The following is a 12,510-nucleotide window of genomic DNA, read 5'->3' as shown; positions in this document are numbered from 1 at the left end:
TCGCCCCTACAAGGTGTTCGGCGGACGGGCTCAGCAGACCTTGGCAATCGCCTTCGCCAGGTCGGCGATGCGGCTGAAGTCCAGCCCGGCCACGTTGGCGCGGCCGGTGCTCACCATGTACACGCTGAACTCCGCCCGCAGCCGCGCCACCTGTTCAGGCGACAGGCCGGTGTAGGAGAACATGCCGCGTTGCTCGCCGATATGGGCGAAACGTTCGGCAAGGCCATAGGGCTCCAGGGCTTCCACCAGGCACAGGCGCAGGTCGGCCACCCGCTTGCGCATGGCCTCCAGCTCGGCGACCCACTGGGCCTTCAGGGCTGCGTCGCCGAGGATAGTGGCGACCACCGCAGCACCATGGGCCGGCGGGGTGGACCAGAGGTTGCGGGCGAGGAAGGCCAGCTGGCTGCGTACGTCGGTGAGCTTCTCGGCATCGCCGGCGCAGACGATCAGCGCGCCGGTGCGCTCACGATAGAGGCCGAAGTTCTTCGAGCAGGAGCTGGTCACCAGCAGTTCCGGCAGTGCCTCGGCGAACAGGCGCACGGCCCAGGCGTCCTGTTCCAGGCCATCGCCGAAGCCCTGGTAGGCGAAGTCGATCAGCGGCAGCAGCTCGCGTTTCTTCACCACTTCCAGCACCCGGTGCCAGTCGTCCTGGCCGAGGTCGAAGCCGGTGGGGTTGTGGCAGCAGGCGTGCAGCAGCACCACATCGCCGCTGGGCACCTGTTCCAGGGCTTCGATCATCGCCTCCACGTCCAGGCGGTTGGCGGCGTCCACATAGGGATAGTGGCCGAGCTTGATCCCGGCGCCGGCGAAGATGGTCTCGTGGATCGGCCAGGTCGGGTCGCTCAGCCAGACGCCACGGCCCGGCAGGTTGCTGGCGATGAATTCCGCCGCCAGGCGCAGGGCGCCGGTGCCGCCCGGGGTCTGGGTGGCGCCGGCGCGGCCGGCGGCGATCAGCGGATTACCGGTGCCCAGCACCAGCTCCAGCATCAGCTGGCCGAACGCCGTGTCACCGTGGCCGCCGACGTAGGTCTTGGTGGTTTCGCTATCCACCAGGCGCTGCTCGGCGAGCTTCACCGCACGGGGGATGGGCGTCAGGCCGCGGGCGTCCTTGTACACGCCCACGCCCAGGTCCAGCTTGGCCGGGTTGGGGTCCAGGCGGTAGGCGTCCATCAGGCCGAGGATGGGGTCGCCGGGCACCCGGCCCACCTTGGCGAAATGGCTCATTTACGGCCCTCGGCGGTCTCCGCCACCTGGTCGGTGCGGGCGGACATGATGAAATCGTTGCGGTGCAGGCCCTTGGCCTCGTGGCTCCACCAGGTCACGGTGACCTTGCCCCACTCGGTGAGCAGGCCCGGGTGGTGACCTTCTTCCTCGGCGATGGCGCCGACCGCATTGGTGAAGGCCAGGGCGTAGCGGAAGTTCTTGAAGCGGAACACCTTCTCCAGCTGCATGATCCCGTCGCGGACTTCGATGTTCCAGTCGGGGATCTGCTTGATCAGCACGGCCAGTTCTTCATCGGACACCTTCGGGGCATCGGCGCGGCAGGCTTCGCAATGGGCTTGGGACAGGGCGGTCATGTTCGTTCTTCCAGAATTTGGGGTCGTTGGTAGGGTGGATGACGCTTTATTCATCCACCATTCGCAGGGTTCGATTCAGGCCGCCTTCGGCGGGAACTTCGGTGCGTGCAGGCCCATGGCCATGGCCTTGTGCACCAGGGCCATGATGTCTTCATGGGCCAGGTCGAACAGGCGCTTGAGTTCCGGCAGCACGAAGTACAGCGGCTGCAGGATGTCGATGCGGTACGGCGTGCGCATGCATTCCAGCGGGTCGAAGGCATGATGCTCGGGCTCGCCCGAGAGAGCGTAGAGGGTCTCCTTCGGCGAGGAGAGGATGCCGCCGCCATAGATGCGCCGGCCCTGCGGGGTGTCCAGCAGGCCGAACTCGATGGTCATCCAGTACAGGCGGGCGAGGTAGACGCGCTCTTCCTTGGTGGCCTTGAGGCCGAGCTTGCCGTAGGTGTGGGTGAATTCGGCGAACCACGGATTGGTCAGCAGCGGGCAGTGGCCGAAGATCTCGTGGAAGATGTCGGGTTCCTGCAGGTAGTCCAGTTCTTCCGGGGTGCGGATGAAGGTGGCCACCGGGAATTGCTGGCTGGCCAGCAGTTCGAAGAAGGTCTGGAAGGGGATCAGTGCCGGGACGCGGGCGACGCGCCAACCGGTGGTGGCCTGGAGCACCTTGTTGATCTCGCCCAGTTGCGGGATGCGGTCATGGGGCATGCCGAGCTTTTCGATGCCGTCCAGGTATTCCTGGCATGCGCGGCCTTCGATCACTTTCAGCTGGCGGGTGATCAGGGTGTTCCACACCTGATGCTCGGTTTCCGGATAGTGGATGAAACCGTCGGCATCGGGTTCACGGGCCACGTACTGCGTCATTTTCATTCGGCCTCCTGGGGATGGGGCTTCGTTGTTGTGTTGCCTTAATCGATAGCGCAGACCGGGCCGCAGTGCAGCAGGACAGGAGGCAGCAGGGCCCCGCATATAGCCGTGAAATCGTAATGAAAACTTTACATGCATGGCTGGATGGCCAGGAATCGCCTTGTCGCTGCGGCGGGTTGTCACATATTCTTGACGGAAAAATAGGGTCGAGAACGGAATCTTTCGTCCAGAACCCAAGGAAAAGCCCGACCCAGGGGTGCCTGATGCGTATCAAAGTCCATTGCCAGAACCGCGTGGGAATCCTGCGCGACATCCTCAACCTGCTCGTCGATTACGGCATCAACGTCAACCGTGGCGAGGTGGGCGGCGACCAGGGCAACGCCATCTACCTGCTCTGCCCGAACCTGATCAACCTGCAGTTCCAGGCCCTGCGGCCGAAGCTGGAGACCATTCCCGGCGTATTCGGCGTCAAGCGCGTGGGCCTGATGCCCAGCGAACGTCGCCACCTCGAGCTGAACGCCCTGCTGGGGGCGCTGGATTTCCCGGTGCTGTCCATCGACATGGGCGGCTCCATAGTCGCCGCCAACCGCGCCGCCGCCCAGCTGCTCGGCGTGCGGGTGGACGAGGTGCCGGGCATCCCCCTGGCGCGCTATGTCGAAGACTTCGACCTGCCGGAGCTGGTACGTGCCAACAAGGCACGGATCAATGGCCTGCGGATCAAGGTCAAGGGCGACACCTTCCTCGCCGATATCGCGCCGCTGCAATCCGAGCATGACGAAAGCGAGGCCCTGGCCGGCGCCGTGCTCACCCTGCACCGGGCCGACCGTGTCGGCGAGCGCATCTACAACGTGCGCAAGCACGAGTTGCGCGGTTTCGACAGTATCTTCCAGAGCTCCAAGGTGATGGCCGCGGTGGTGCGCGAGGCGCGGCGCATGGCGCCCCTGGATGCGCCGCTCTTGATCGAGGGCGAGACCGGCACCGGCAAGGAACTGCTGGCCCGCGCCTGCCACCTGGCCAGCCCGCGCGGGCAGTCGCCCTTCATGGCGCTGAATTGCGCCGGCCTGCCGGAATCCATGGCCGAGACCGAACTGTTCGGTTATGGCCCCGGCGCCTTCGAGGGTGCCCGTCCAGAGGGCAAGCTGGGCCTGCTGGAGCTCACCGCCGGCGGCACCCTGTTCCTCGACGGCGTCGGCGAGATGAGCCCGCGCCTGCAGGCCAAGCTGCTGCGCTTCCTGCAGGACGGCTGTTTCCGCCGGGTGGGCAGCGACGAGGAGGTCTACCTGGATGTGCGGGTGATCTGTGCCACCCAGGTGGATCTGTCCGAACTCTGCGCCAAGGGCGAATTCCGCCAGGACCTCTACCACCGCCTCAATGTGCTGTCCCTGCATATCCCGCCGCTGCGCGAATGCCTGGACGGCCTGGAGCCGCTGGTGGAGCACTTCCTCGACTCGGCCAGCCGGCAGATCGGCTGCGGCCTGCCCAAGCTGGCCCCGCAGGTGCTGGAAAAGCTCGGCCGCTACCACTGGCCGGGCAACGTACGGCAGTTGGAAAACGTGCTGTTCCAGGCGGTTTCCCTGTGCGATGGCGCTACCGTCAGGCCGGAACACATTCGCCTGCCGGATTACGGCACGCCCCAGCCGCTGGGGGATTTCTCCCTGGACGGCGGCCTGGACGCCATCGTCGGCCGCTTCGAAAAGGCGGTGCTGGAACGGCTCTACGCCGAGCATCCGAGCAGCCGCCTGCTGGGCAAGCGCCTCGGGGTGTCCCATACCACCATCGCCAACAAGTTGCGGCTGCATGGACTGGGGAAGGAGGAGAGTTAGACCTTGGTGTAATGGTCCGCAGGAGTGTCAGTGCGTAAAAAGGCACTTGTCTGAATCTTGCGTGATGCGGACACAAGCGTTTCTGACATTCCTCTCCCGGAATGATTGGGCGGGCGACCAGATGGTCGCCCATTTTTTTGCCTGGGATTTGTCGACAGAAGCCCGAACCAGTCGTAGGGGAATGTCGCCTTTCACATCCACCAGCGGAGTCCGGACGAACCGCGAAAGGTGGACCGGTGAAGCGTGGTCCACCCTACGGGGCCGGCAAATCATGCCAGCTTCAACAACCCCATCCCCACCAGCAGCAACCCCAATCCCAGCCAGCCGCGTCCGGCCAGGCGCTGGCCGAACAGCGCCCACCCCAGCGCCACGGTGGCGAGGATGCCGAAGCCGCCCCAGATGGCGTAGGCGAGAGACAGGTCGATGCCGCGTACCGCCTGGGCCAGGGCGGTGAAGGCCGCCAGGATGCACAGCAGCGACAGTGCGCCCAGCGCCCGGCGGCGGAAGCCGTCGGAGTATTTCAGCAGCACGTTGGCCAGTACCTCCAGGGCGATGGCCGCGCCCAGCCAGGCGAAATGAAGCCAGGTCACGCCGTTCATGCCAGCACCTCCTGCTCGCGAGCCTCGGGCGCAGCGCGGGTGCCGGACTTGATCAGCAGGATGCCGGCGATCATCACGGCCAGGCCCAGGGCCTTGTACGGGCCGATGCTCTCGCCCAGCCAGGTGACGCTGATGCCGGTGATCAGCACGATGCCGATACCCTCCCAGAGGGCATAGGCAACGCCCATCGGCACGCGCTTGACCGCCAGCGACAGGAAAAAATAGGACAGGCCGATCAGGCCGTACATCAACAGGTGGCCGAGCACGGGAGCGTGTTCGGCGGCGAATTTCATCGAGGTGGTGCCGACGACCTCGAAGAGGATCGCGGCGAGCAGATAGATCCAGGAACGCATGGTGCCCTCCCTTGGGCGATGCAGGGCCCTTCGCCCGGAGGCGAATGACGTGTTTGCAGGGAATCCTGGCCATGGTGTGGCGGGCAGTGCCCGACGTCTCCACGGCAATGAGGAAAGGGGAGGGGCTACAGGTCGCCGGTCCAGTGGCGTTCGCGGGAGGCGAGGCGGGCGAAGTGGAGGGGGCGGTTCGTTGTGTTCAACATAATGAACAAAATGTTAGCCGTTCTGGCCAGTGGAAGGCAAGTTTGTGGGTGTGGTGGCTTGTCGCGGGAATGCACGAGGATCAAATTGTGTTCGTTATTTTGTTCGGTTGGGGTGGATTGCTTTCCTGTAGGAACGGCGCAATTCCGCGTCAGTCACCCCACCTCCCGGCTCAACCAGTCGAAGAAGGCCTTCACCGGCGGGTGCCGTTCCCGTCCCGGCACGCAGAGGGTCGAATAGCCCGCACCCGCCACGCTGACATCCGGCCGATAGGGCACCAGCAGGCCGCTGGCGAGGCTTTCCGATACCAGGATCGAGCTGGCCAGTACCAGTCCCTGGCCGGCGATGGCCGCCTGCAGGGCGTAGTGCTCCTCGTCGTATTCCCGCTGCGGCGCGATTTCCAGCAGGCGTTCCTCCCCCGCTGCCTGACACCAGGCCTTCCAGCCCAGCTCAAAGAGCAGGGCGTTGCGCCAGCGCACGGTGATCAGGGTCGGCACGCCGCTACCCAGGCCGGCCACCAGCGCCGGCGCGCCGTAGACGCCGAAGCACTCGTCCAGCAGGCACTGGCTGTGCAGGTCGGGATAGTCGCCCATGCCATAGCGGATCACGCAATCGACGCTGGCGTCCTGGTGCAGGTCGATCAGCCTGTTGCTGGTGTCCAGGCGCAGGTTGATTTCCGGGTGCTCGGCATAGAAGCGGCCCAGCCGCGGGATCAGCCAGAGGGCGGCGAAGGCCGGGGTGGTGGAGAGGGTGAGGTTGCCGCTGCTGCGTTGCGGGCGCAGCTGGTCGAGGGTCTGGGTCACTTCCAGCAGGGCGCCGTGGAGGCTGCCGAACAGGCGCTGGCCGCAGGCGGTCAGGCGCACGCTGCGCGGCAGTCGGTCGAACAGCGGCACCCCCAGCCAGCTTTCCAGGCCTCGGATCTGGTGGGACACCGCGGTGGGGGTCACCGCGAGTTCCTCGGCCGCCGCCTTGAAGCTGGACAGGCGCGCGGCGGATTCGAAGGTACGCAGGGCGGTGAGCGGCAGGCTGGAGAACATGGAAACCTCTATGGATGAATTGAATTCATCCAGATGAACTTATGCTCATTTGTCCGGGATGCGGGGTGTGAATAGCTTAGCGATTGAGTTTCAACCAATTCATGTGCTTCTGGAAGCACGACCGTCAAGGAGATTGAGATGAACACCATTCTTTCCGTGCAAGGCAGCCCCCGTGGTGAACGTTCCCATTCCCGTCGCCTGCAGGAGTCCTTCCTCGACGCCTGGCGGGCCCGCGCCGACGGCCGCCAGGTGTTGCGCCGCGAAGTGGGGCGGGTGGCCATCCCTCCGGTCAGCGAAGGCTGGATCGCCGCCGCGTTCCACCCCGAACCTGAGGCGCGCAGCGAGGTGATGAAGGCCGATCTCGCGCTCAGCGACCAGCTGGTGGACGAGCTGCTCGCCGCCGACCGCCTGGTGATCTCCGCGCCCATGTACAACTTCGGCCTGCCCAGCGGGGTCAAGGCCTGGGTCGACCAGATCGTGCGCATCGGCCGCACCTTCGCCTTCGATCCGGCAACGCCGGGCAACCCCTACACGCCGCTGGTGCCGGGCCGCAAGGCGCTGATCATCACCACCCGCGGCGACCGTGGCTATGGCCCGGACGGTGCCTTCGCCCATCTGAACCATGCGGACACCCACCTGCGCGCGGTCCTCGGCTTCATCGGCATCAGCGAGGTGACGGTGGTGGCGGTGGAGAACGACGAGTTCGGCGGCGAGGCCTTCGCGCAGTCCTACCAGCGCGCCGAGCGGACCCTGGCGGATCTCGCGGAAACCTTCTGAGGAGGCGGCCATGGCCTGGATTTTCCTGCTGGTGGCGGCCTTCTTCGAGGTGCTGTTCGCCATGGGCATGAAGTACGCGGAAGGGTTCACCCGACCCTGGCCCAGCCTGCTGGTGGTGGTGGCCGCAGTGGCCGGGATCTGGTTCCTGACCCTGGCCATGCGGGTGCTGCCGGTGAGCATCGCCTACCCCATCTGGACCGCCATCGGCACCCTGGGCACTGTGCTGCTGGGCTTCCTCCTGCTCGGGGAAGCACTGACGCCGGTCAAACTGGTGTCGGTGGTGCTGATCATCGCCGGGGTGGCGGGGCTGAGGTAGGCGCTGTTCCTGTAGGGGCGAATTCATTCGCCAAGCAGGCCGAAGGCCTGCCTCAGGAGGTGCATAGGGGAGCGCTTTGCGGTCCTTGGCGAATGAATTCGCCCCTACACGGAGACCGGCCAGCCGGCGCAGGAGTCAGCGCCGGCTCACCTGCGCCGCCGGCACCAGGTCCTGGCACTGGGTGTTCAGGCCGGGGGTGAGGTAGGGCTGGAGGATGGGGGCCATGCCCTTGAGCACCTGCACCGGCAGGGCGGAGGTGAAGCTGAACTTGTCGGCCTGGCTGCCTTCGACGTAGGCGGTGAGGGTGCCGAAGTGGCGCGGGCCCAGGTAGAAGACGAAGGTGGCGGTGCGGTTCATCGCCTTCGAGCTCTTCACCGTGCCCCAGCGGGTCACGGTCTGGATGCGGTTGTCGCCGGTGCCGGTCTTGCCGCCCATCACCAGCGGCTGGCCATCGGGCAGGGTGAAGCTGCCCTGCAGGCGTCGCGCGGTGCCACCTTCCACCACCTTGGAGAGGGCGTCGCGCAGGGTGGCGGCCACTTCGGAGGTCATCACCCGCTTGCCTTCGCTGGTCTGGTAGCCCACCAGGGTTTCGTAGGGCGTGTCGGCGGCGAAGTGCAACTGGTCGATGCGCAGGGTGGACTGGCGCATGCCGTCGTTGAGGATGATGCCCATGAGTTCGGCCAGGGCCGCCGGGCGATCGCCGGAGCTGCCCAGCGCGGTGGCCAGCGACGGCACCAGGTGATCGAAGGGATAGCCCAGGGATTTCCAATGCTCGTGGATGTCGAGGAAGGCCTCCACCTCCAGCATGATGCGGATGCGCTTGTCGCGGGCGTACTTGCGCTTGGACTTGAACAGCCAGCCATAGACCTCGCGGCGTTCGTCGCTGCTGGCTTCCACGGCGTCGCGGTAGGTGGCGTCGGGATGCTGCTGCAGGTAGCCGAGCAGCCAGAGTTCCAGCGGGTGGACGCGGGCGACGTAGCCCTGGTCGTTGAGGTTGAAGGCGCCGGGCCCGTAGCGGGAGTAGAGGTCCTCGATACGCTCGTCGGTGAGCGCCGGGTTGGCCTTGGGCACCCGTTCGCGCATGAAGGCGGCGAAGGTGGCCAGGTCGGCCTGGGGCTGTAGGTAGCGGTGGATCGCGGCCATCCGCGCACCCCAGGGGTTGAGGCCGTCGAGGAAGGTGGACAGGCGCTGTTCCGCATCCTTGCCCTGGTACTTGTTCCAGAAGCGGCGCAGGTAGGTCTGGCTCTCGCGGGAAATGAAGAGATCCAGGTAGCCCTGGCGACGCGGATCCTTGTCGTTGGAGAGCAGTTGCATCTTGCCGCCGTCCGGGCGGTACATGTCATGCCGTACGATATCGCGCATCAGGCGCACGAAGGGCAGGTTGATGGACTCGCGCAGGGCATCGCGCAGGGTCGGTCGGCGGCCGTTGTCTTCCTTGCGGAAGTTGTTGAAGGTGTGCAGCCCGCCGCCGGTGAAGAAGGCCTCGTAGGGGCTGGCGGAGTAAGTGCGGTCCAGGGCGGCCTGGAGCATGGCACTGAGGTTGCGGTCCTTGGCCTGGATCAGGTAGTCGACGGCCCAGCGGCTGATGAAGTCGAGCGGATCGACCACCACCTTGCGCAGCTCCGCCGTGGGCATGCCGGAATAGCGCTGGTGCAGGGTAGCGACGTTTTCCAGATAGGTGGCCAGCACCCGCAGCTTGGCGGTAGATCCCAGCTCCAGCTTGCTGCCTTCGTTGATGTCGAAGGGCTGGTCGGTGTTGTCGGTCTGCACGCGCACGCGGTTGCCCGAGGGCGTGCGCTCGAACAGGGTGAAGCTGTAGCGCACCTCGCGGGTCTTCTCCGGTGACAGCAGGCGTTCGCCGTAGAGCCCCACCTGCTCGGCGAAGGCCGGGTCGGCCAGGTGCCGCAGATACTCGGTCACGGCGTTCTGCAGCTCGCTCTGCAGGGTGCTGCTGGCGGTGAGGTCGAGCCGGTCAAGGTCGTAGAGCGGCATCTTCAGCATGCTGGAGAGGCGGCTGCGGGCGACGCTGATGCCCTTGTTCGATTCCACGGCCTGCAGTGCCGGTTCTTCCACCCAGTTGCGGAAGCGCAGTTTCGCCTTGAGCGCGGCGTCGCGCAGGTCCGGGTCGATGATCCCGGCGCTGCCAAGTACGCGGATGTGGCTGTCGGTCAGGTCGTTCAGCTCGCCGTGGGCGGTGGACAGGTAGTAGGAGGGGCGACGCTGTGCGATGAACAGCGAGAGCACCTGGCGCATGGCGAGGCCGCGCTCGGCCAGGTCGGCGTCCTTGTTCGCCAGGGTCTGGTTGACCTTGTTGAAGTCGGCGCCATACCAGACCCGCAGGCCGTCGGCGATGCCGTGCACCTCGCCGTGCCCCGGCGCCGCCGAGAGCGGCACGCTGTTGAGGTAGTCCATCACGATCCGTTCGCGCACGGCCAGGGTCTCAGGGCCGCCCTGGTAGGCGCGTACGCTGGCGGAGACCATCTGGCGGATCTTTTCGGCTGCAGAGGCCGTGCGGCCGTACGGCGAGTGGCGATACTTCTCCAGCTGGGTGGCCAGGGTGCTGCCGCCGGCGGACTGGCCTTCCAGATCGATGGCCTTGCCCACCTGGGTCAGCGCCGCCTTGGAAAAGCGCGGCCAGTCCACCGCCGGGTTGGCGAGCGGCTCGCTGCGATCCAGTAGTTTGCGGTTCTCGATGAACAGCAGGCTGCTGACCAGCAACGGCGGGATGCTGGCGAAGCTCGGGTAGCGCTGCTGCGGGTAGGCGAACTGGTAGAAAGGCTGGCCGCGGCAGTCGCAGATACTGATGCCGGCCTGGACCTTTTCCCGGTAGGGAGGGAAGAGTCCGTGCTCGGTGTAGTTGACCAGGGCCGGGGAGAAACGGGTCTGTTGCTGGATCTCGTAGCCGCGCTTTTCCAGGCGGTCGAGCATCTGTGGCAGGAAGGAATAGCCCAGGCGGCGGTCGAAGGGGCCATCGGCGGGGTAGCGGATGGAATGGCTCGGGCCTTCCCCCAGCTTGTAGTTCAAGGTGGCGGCATAGCGGCTGATTTCCCGGGCCTGGAGCCGGGACGTGCGCGCCTCGTGGGTGGCTGCGACGCCGACGATGCCGATGGTCACCAGGCACAGGCTCCAGAACAGGAGACGGTGCTTGCGGCGAGGTTTTTTCGGGGAAACAGCGGGGTTATCGAGAGGGCCTTTAGGGACCTCATTCCTTACTTCTTCGGATTGCCATATAGCGCCCATAGTCCACCGGCTTGGCCTGTTTCCGCTCTTGCTTGCAATCTTAGTAGGTCGCTGGCGGGCTGCATGGCGTAGTGGCGGCAAAATAGGGGCGAATCAATGACAGGCGACAATCGGAAGCAACTGGACCTCAGCTGGCGGGCCAATGCCCAGGCCTGGACACGCATGGTGCGGGAAAATCGTATTGAAAGCAGGTGATTGGCCACTGATCGCGCCGCGTCGAGGCTCTTTTCGAGCCGGCCCATCCCGGCACCGGCGAGCCGCTGTCGCTCCTGCTGGAGGCGAAGCCGATGGGCTGAGCCTTCCTGCCACCTGACACTTCAGCGTGGCGCGATGGTCCATTGCTGCATAGGCCTTCGCACCGGCGCCGCGCGGGAGGGGGCCAGGCTCAATCCATTCACCTTCGAGGGAGGTCTTCGCCATGGTCGGTTCCACTGTCATTCCCTGTCTGCGTTACCGCGATGCATACGCGGCCATCGCGTGGCTCTGCCACACCTTCGGCTTCGTCGAGCATCTGGTGGTGCCGGAAGCGGATGGCGGCATCGCCCACGCCCAGCTCAGCCTCGGCGGCGGCATGCTCATGCTCGGCTCGGTGCGGGACAACGACTACGGCCGCCTGCTGCTCCAGCCCGACGAAGCCGGCGGGCTGGGAACCCAGGGCATCTACCTGGTGGTGGCCGATGTCGATGCCGTGCATGCCCGCGCCGTGGCGGCCGGCGCCACCATCGTCCTGCCGCTGAAGGACGAGGAGTACGGTGGTCGCGGCTTCACCTGCCGCGATCCGGAAGGCCACCTGTGGAGCATCGGCTCCTACGACCCGCGGGCTTGAGCGCTCCGGTCCATTGCGGGAATATCGTGCCCCAGCTGCCGGCAATCCCGAACGAACGGACTTTCCGAGGAACACGCCATGCAAAGCATCACCTTCCCCGACGGCACCCGGGTGCCCGCCATCGGCCAGGGCACCTGGCACATGGGCGAGAGCCGCAGCGAGCGCGGGCGCGAAGTCGCCGCCCTGCGCCAGGGGCTGGAACAGGGGCTGAAACTGATCGACACCGCCGAGATGTACGCCGAAGGTGGCGCCGAGGAGGTGGTGGGGGAAGCCATCGCCGGCCTGCGCGAACAGGTCTTCCTGGTCAGCAAGGTCTACCCCTGGAACGCCAGCCGCACAGGGACCGCCCTGGCCTGCGAGCGCAGCCTCAGGCGCCTGGGCACCGACCACCTCGACCTTTATCTGCTGCACTGGCGCGGCGAGCACCCGCTGGAGGAGACGGTGGAAGCCTTCGAGCGCCTGCGCGAGCAGGGCAAGATCGCCCGCTGGGGCGTCTCCAACCTCGATCTGGACGAGCTCTCTGAGCTCCCCGCCGGTTGCGCCGCCAACCAGGTGCTCTACAACCCGGAGGCGCGCGGCATCGAATTCGAGCTGCTGCCCTGGCAGCAGCAACAGGGCATGCCGCTCATGGCTTACTGCCCGGTGGGGCAGGGCGGTGCGTTGCTGCGCAACGCCGCTCTCCAGGAAGTCGCCCGCCGCCATGGCGCCAGTCCCGGCCAGGTGGCCCTGGCCTGGGCCCTGCGCCAGGAGGGGGTGATGGTCATCCCCAAGGCCGTCGATCCCCTCCATATAAAGCAGAACGCCGAGGCCCACCGCCTGCGTCTCAGCGCCGACGACCTTGCCCTGATCGATCAGAGCTTCCCGCCGCCACGGCGCAGGCGGCCGCTGGAGATGGTCTGAAGG

The 12,510-nt window shown here is 66.1% G+C and carries 12 protein-coding genes; 5 read left to right on the top strand and 7 right to left on the bottom strand.

From position 1 onward, the window contains the following. Positions 1 to 30: 30 nt before the first annotated feature. The 3 genes from ACFPU0_RS07190 to phhA form a co-directional block, all read right to left on the bottom strand. On the bottom strand, positions 31 to 1,224 hold the full coding sequence (locus ACFPU0_RS07190; protein WP_377692156.1) for an amino acid aminotransferase: 1,194 nt from the start codon (positions 1,222 to 1,224) through the stop codon (positions 31 to 33). Then, on the bottom strand, positions 1,221 to 1,577 hold the full coding sequence (locus tag ACFPU0_RS07185) for a 4a-hydroxytetrahydrobiopterin dehydratase (protein WP_377692154.1): 357 nt from the start codon (positions 1,575 to 1,577) through the stop codon (positions 1,221 to 1,223). Before ACFPU0_RS07185 ends, ACFPU0_RS07190 begins: the two co-directional genes overlap by 4 nt. Before the next feature lie 75 nt (positions 1,578 to 1,652). Continuing rightward, a complete protein-coding gene (gene phhA, locus ACFPU0_RS07180; protein ID WP_377692153.1) occupies positions 1,653 to 2,438 on the bottom strand; it encodes a phenylalanine 4-monooxygenase in 786 nt (261 codons plus the stop codon). Positions 2,439 to 2,698: 260 nt separating this feature from the next. Between phhA and ACFPU0_RS07175 the strand changes: the two genes are divergently transcribed. Then, entirely contained in the window at positions 2,699 to 4,258 is a 1,560-nt protein-coding gene (locus ACFPU0_RS07175) for a sigma-54-dependent transcriptional regulator (RefSeq protein WP_377692152.1), read from the top strand. A 269-nt stretch (positions 4,259 to 4,527) separates the two neighbouring features. Here the strand turns inward: ACFPU0_RS07175 and mdtI are convergent, their stop codons facing one another. The 3 genes from mdtI to ACFPU0_RS07160 form a co-directional block, all read right to left on the bottom strand. Beyond that, entirely contained in the window at positions 4,528 to 4,857 is a 330-nt protein-coding gene (mdtI, locus tag ACFPU0_RS07170; protein WP_377692151.1) for a multidrug/spermidine efflux SMR transporter subunit MdtI, read from the bottom strand. Further along, positions 4,854 to 5,210 carry an SMR family transporter gene (locus ACFPU0_RS07165; protein ID WP_377692149.1) on the bottom strand — a complete coding sequence of 119 codons (357 nt, stop codon included), beginning with the start codon at positions 5,208 to 5,210 and terminating at the stop codon, positions 4,854 to 4,856. The genes mdtI and ACFPU0_RS07165 overlap by 4 nt, the downstream gene beginning before the upstream one ends. A 356-nt stretch (positions 5,211 to 5,566) precedes the next feature. Then, positions 5,567 to 6,448, bottom strand: coding sequence for a LysR substrate-binding domain-containing protein (locus tag ACFPU0_RS07160; protein WP_377692148.1), 882 nt, complete (start codon positions 6,446 to 6,448; stop codon positions 5,567 to 5,569). Between the two features lie 138 nt (positions 6,449 to 6,586). Between ACFPU0_RS07160 and ACFPU0_RS07155 the strand changes: the two genes are divergently transcribed. Both ACFPU0_RS07155 and ACFPU0_RS07150 read left to right on the top strand, forming a co-directional pair. Next, positions 6,587 to 7,225: an FMN-dependent NADH-azoreductase gene (locus ACFPU0_RS07155; protein WP_377692146.1), complete on the top strand. Its 639-nt coding sequence runs from the start codon at positions 6,587 to 6,589 to the stop codon at positions 7,223 to 7,225. Positions 7,226 to 7,235: 10 nt separating this feature from the next. After that, positions 7,236 to 7,541: a DMT family transporter gene (locus ACFPU0_RS07150; protein ID WP_377692144.1), complete on the top strand. Its 306-nt coding sequence runs from the start codon at positions 7,236 to 7,238 to the stop codon at positions 7,539 to 7,541. 135 nt (positions 7,542 to 7,676) lie between these two features. Here ACFPU0_RS07150 and ACFPU0_RS07145 read toward each other — a convergent pair whose 3' ends face one another. Further along, on the bottom strand, positions 7,677 to 10,781 hold the full coding sequence (locus ACFPU0_RS07145; RefSeq protein WP_377692143.1) for a transglycosylase domain-containing protein: 3,105 nt from the start codon (positions 10,779 to 10,781) through the stop codon (positions 7,677 to 7,679). Positions 10,782 to 11,169: 388 nt separating this feature from the next. Here ACFPU0_RS07145 and ACFPU0_RS07140 point away from each other — a divergent pair, with 388 nt between their 5' ends. Both ACFPU0_RS07140 and ACFPU0_RS07135 read left to right on the top strand, forming a co-directional pair. Then, positions 11,170 to 11,607: a VOC family protein gene (locus ACFPU0_RS07140; protein WP_377692448.1), complete on the top strand. Its 438-nt coding sequence runs from the start codon at positions 11,170 to 11,172 to the stop codon at positions 11,605 to 11,607. A 78-nt stretch (positions 11,608 to 11,685) separates the two neighbouring features. Continuing rightward, positions 11,686 to 12,507: an aldo/keto reductase gene (locus tag ACFPU0_RS07135; RefSeq protein WP_377692141.1), complete on the top strand. Its 822-nt coding sequence runs from the start codon at positions 11,686 to 11,688 to the stop codon at positions 12,505 to 12,507. The last annotated feature ends 3 nt before the right edge of the window (positions 12,508 to 12,510 follow it).

Source organism: Pseudomonas sp. GCM10022186 (assembly GCF_042656385.1).
Classification (GTDB): Bacteria; Pseudomonadota; Gammaproteobacteria; order Pseudomonadales; family Pseudomonadaceae; genus Metapseudomonas.
Note: the sequence above shows the minus strand (reverse complement) of the source record. Positions and strands in the feature narration are given on the sequence as shown.

What these genes read in the sequence shown, in the direction of transcription:
- ACFPU0_RS07190 (WP_377692156.1), bottom strand. Translation starts at nt 1,224, where the DNA reads ATGAGCCATTTCGCCAAGGTGGGCCGGGTGCCCGGCGACCCCATCCTC.
- ACFPU0_RS07185 (WP_377692154.1), bottom strand. Translation starts at nt 1,577, where the DNA reads ATGACCGCCCTGTCCCAAGCCCATTGCGAAGCCTGCCGCGCCGATGCC.
- phhA (WP_377692153.1), bottom strand. Translation starts at nt 2,438, where the DNA reads ATGAAAATGACGCAGTACGTGGCCCGTGAACCCGATGCCGACGGTTTC.
- ACFPU0_RS07175 (WP_377692152.1), top strand. Translation starts at nt 2,699, where the DNA reads ATGCGTATCAAAGTCCATTGCCAGAACCGCGTGGGAATCCTGCGCGAC.
- mdtI (WP_377692151.1), bottom strand. Translation starts at nt 4,857, where the DNA reads ATGAACGGCGTGACCTGGCTTCATTTCGCCTGGCTGGGCGCGGCCATC.
- ACFPU0_RS07165 (WP_377692149.1), bottom strand. Translation starts at nt 5,210, where the DNA reads ATGCGTTCCTGGATCTATCTGCTCGCCGCGATCCTCTTCGAGGTCGTC.
- ACFPU0_RS07160 (WP_377692148.1), bottom strand. Translation starts at nt 6,448, where the DNA reads ATGTTCTCCAGCCTGCCGCTCACCGCCCTGCGTACCTTCGAATCCGCC.
- ACFPU0_RS07155 (WP_377692146.1), top strand. Translation starts at nt 6,587, where the DNA reads ATGAACACCATTCTTTCCGTGCAAGGCAGCCCCCGTGGTGAACGTTCC.
- ACFPU0_RS07150 (WP_377692144.1), top strand. Translation starts at nt 7,236, where the DNA reads ATGGCCTGGATTTTCCTGCTGGTGGCGGCCTTCTTCGAGGTGCTGTTC.
- ACFPU0_RS07145 (WP_377692143.1), bottom strand. Translation starts at nt 10,781, where the DNA reads ATGGGCGCTATATGGCAATCCGAAGAAGTAAGGAATGAGGTCCCTAAA.
- ACFPU0_RS07135 (WP_377692141.1), top strand. Translation starts at nt 11,686, where the DNA reads ATGCAAAGCATCACCTTCCCCGACGGCACCCGGGTGCCCGCCATCGGC.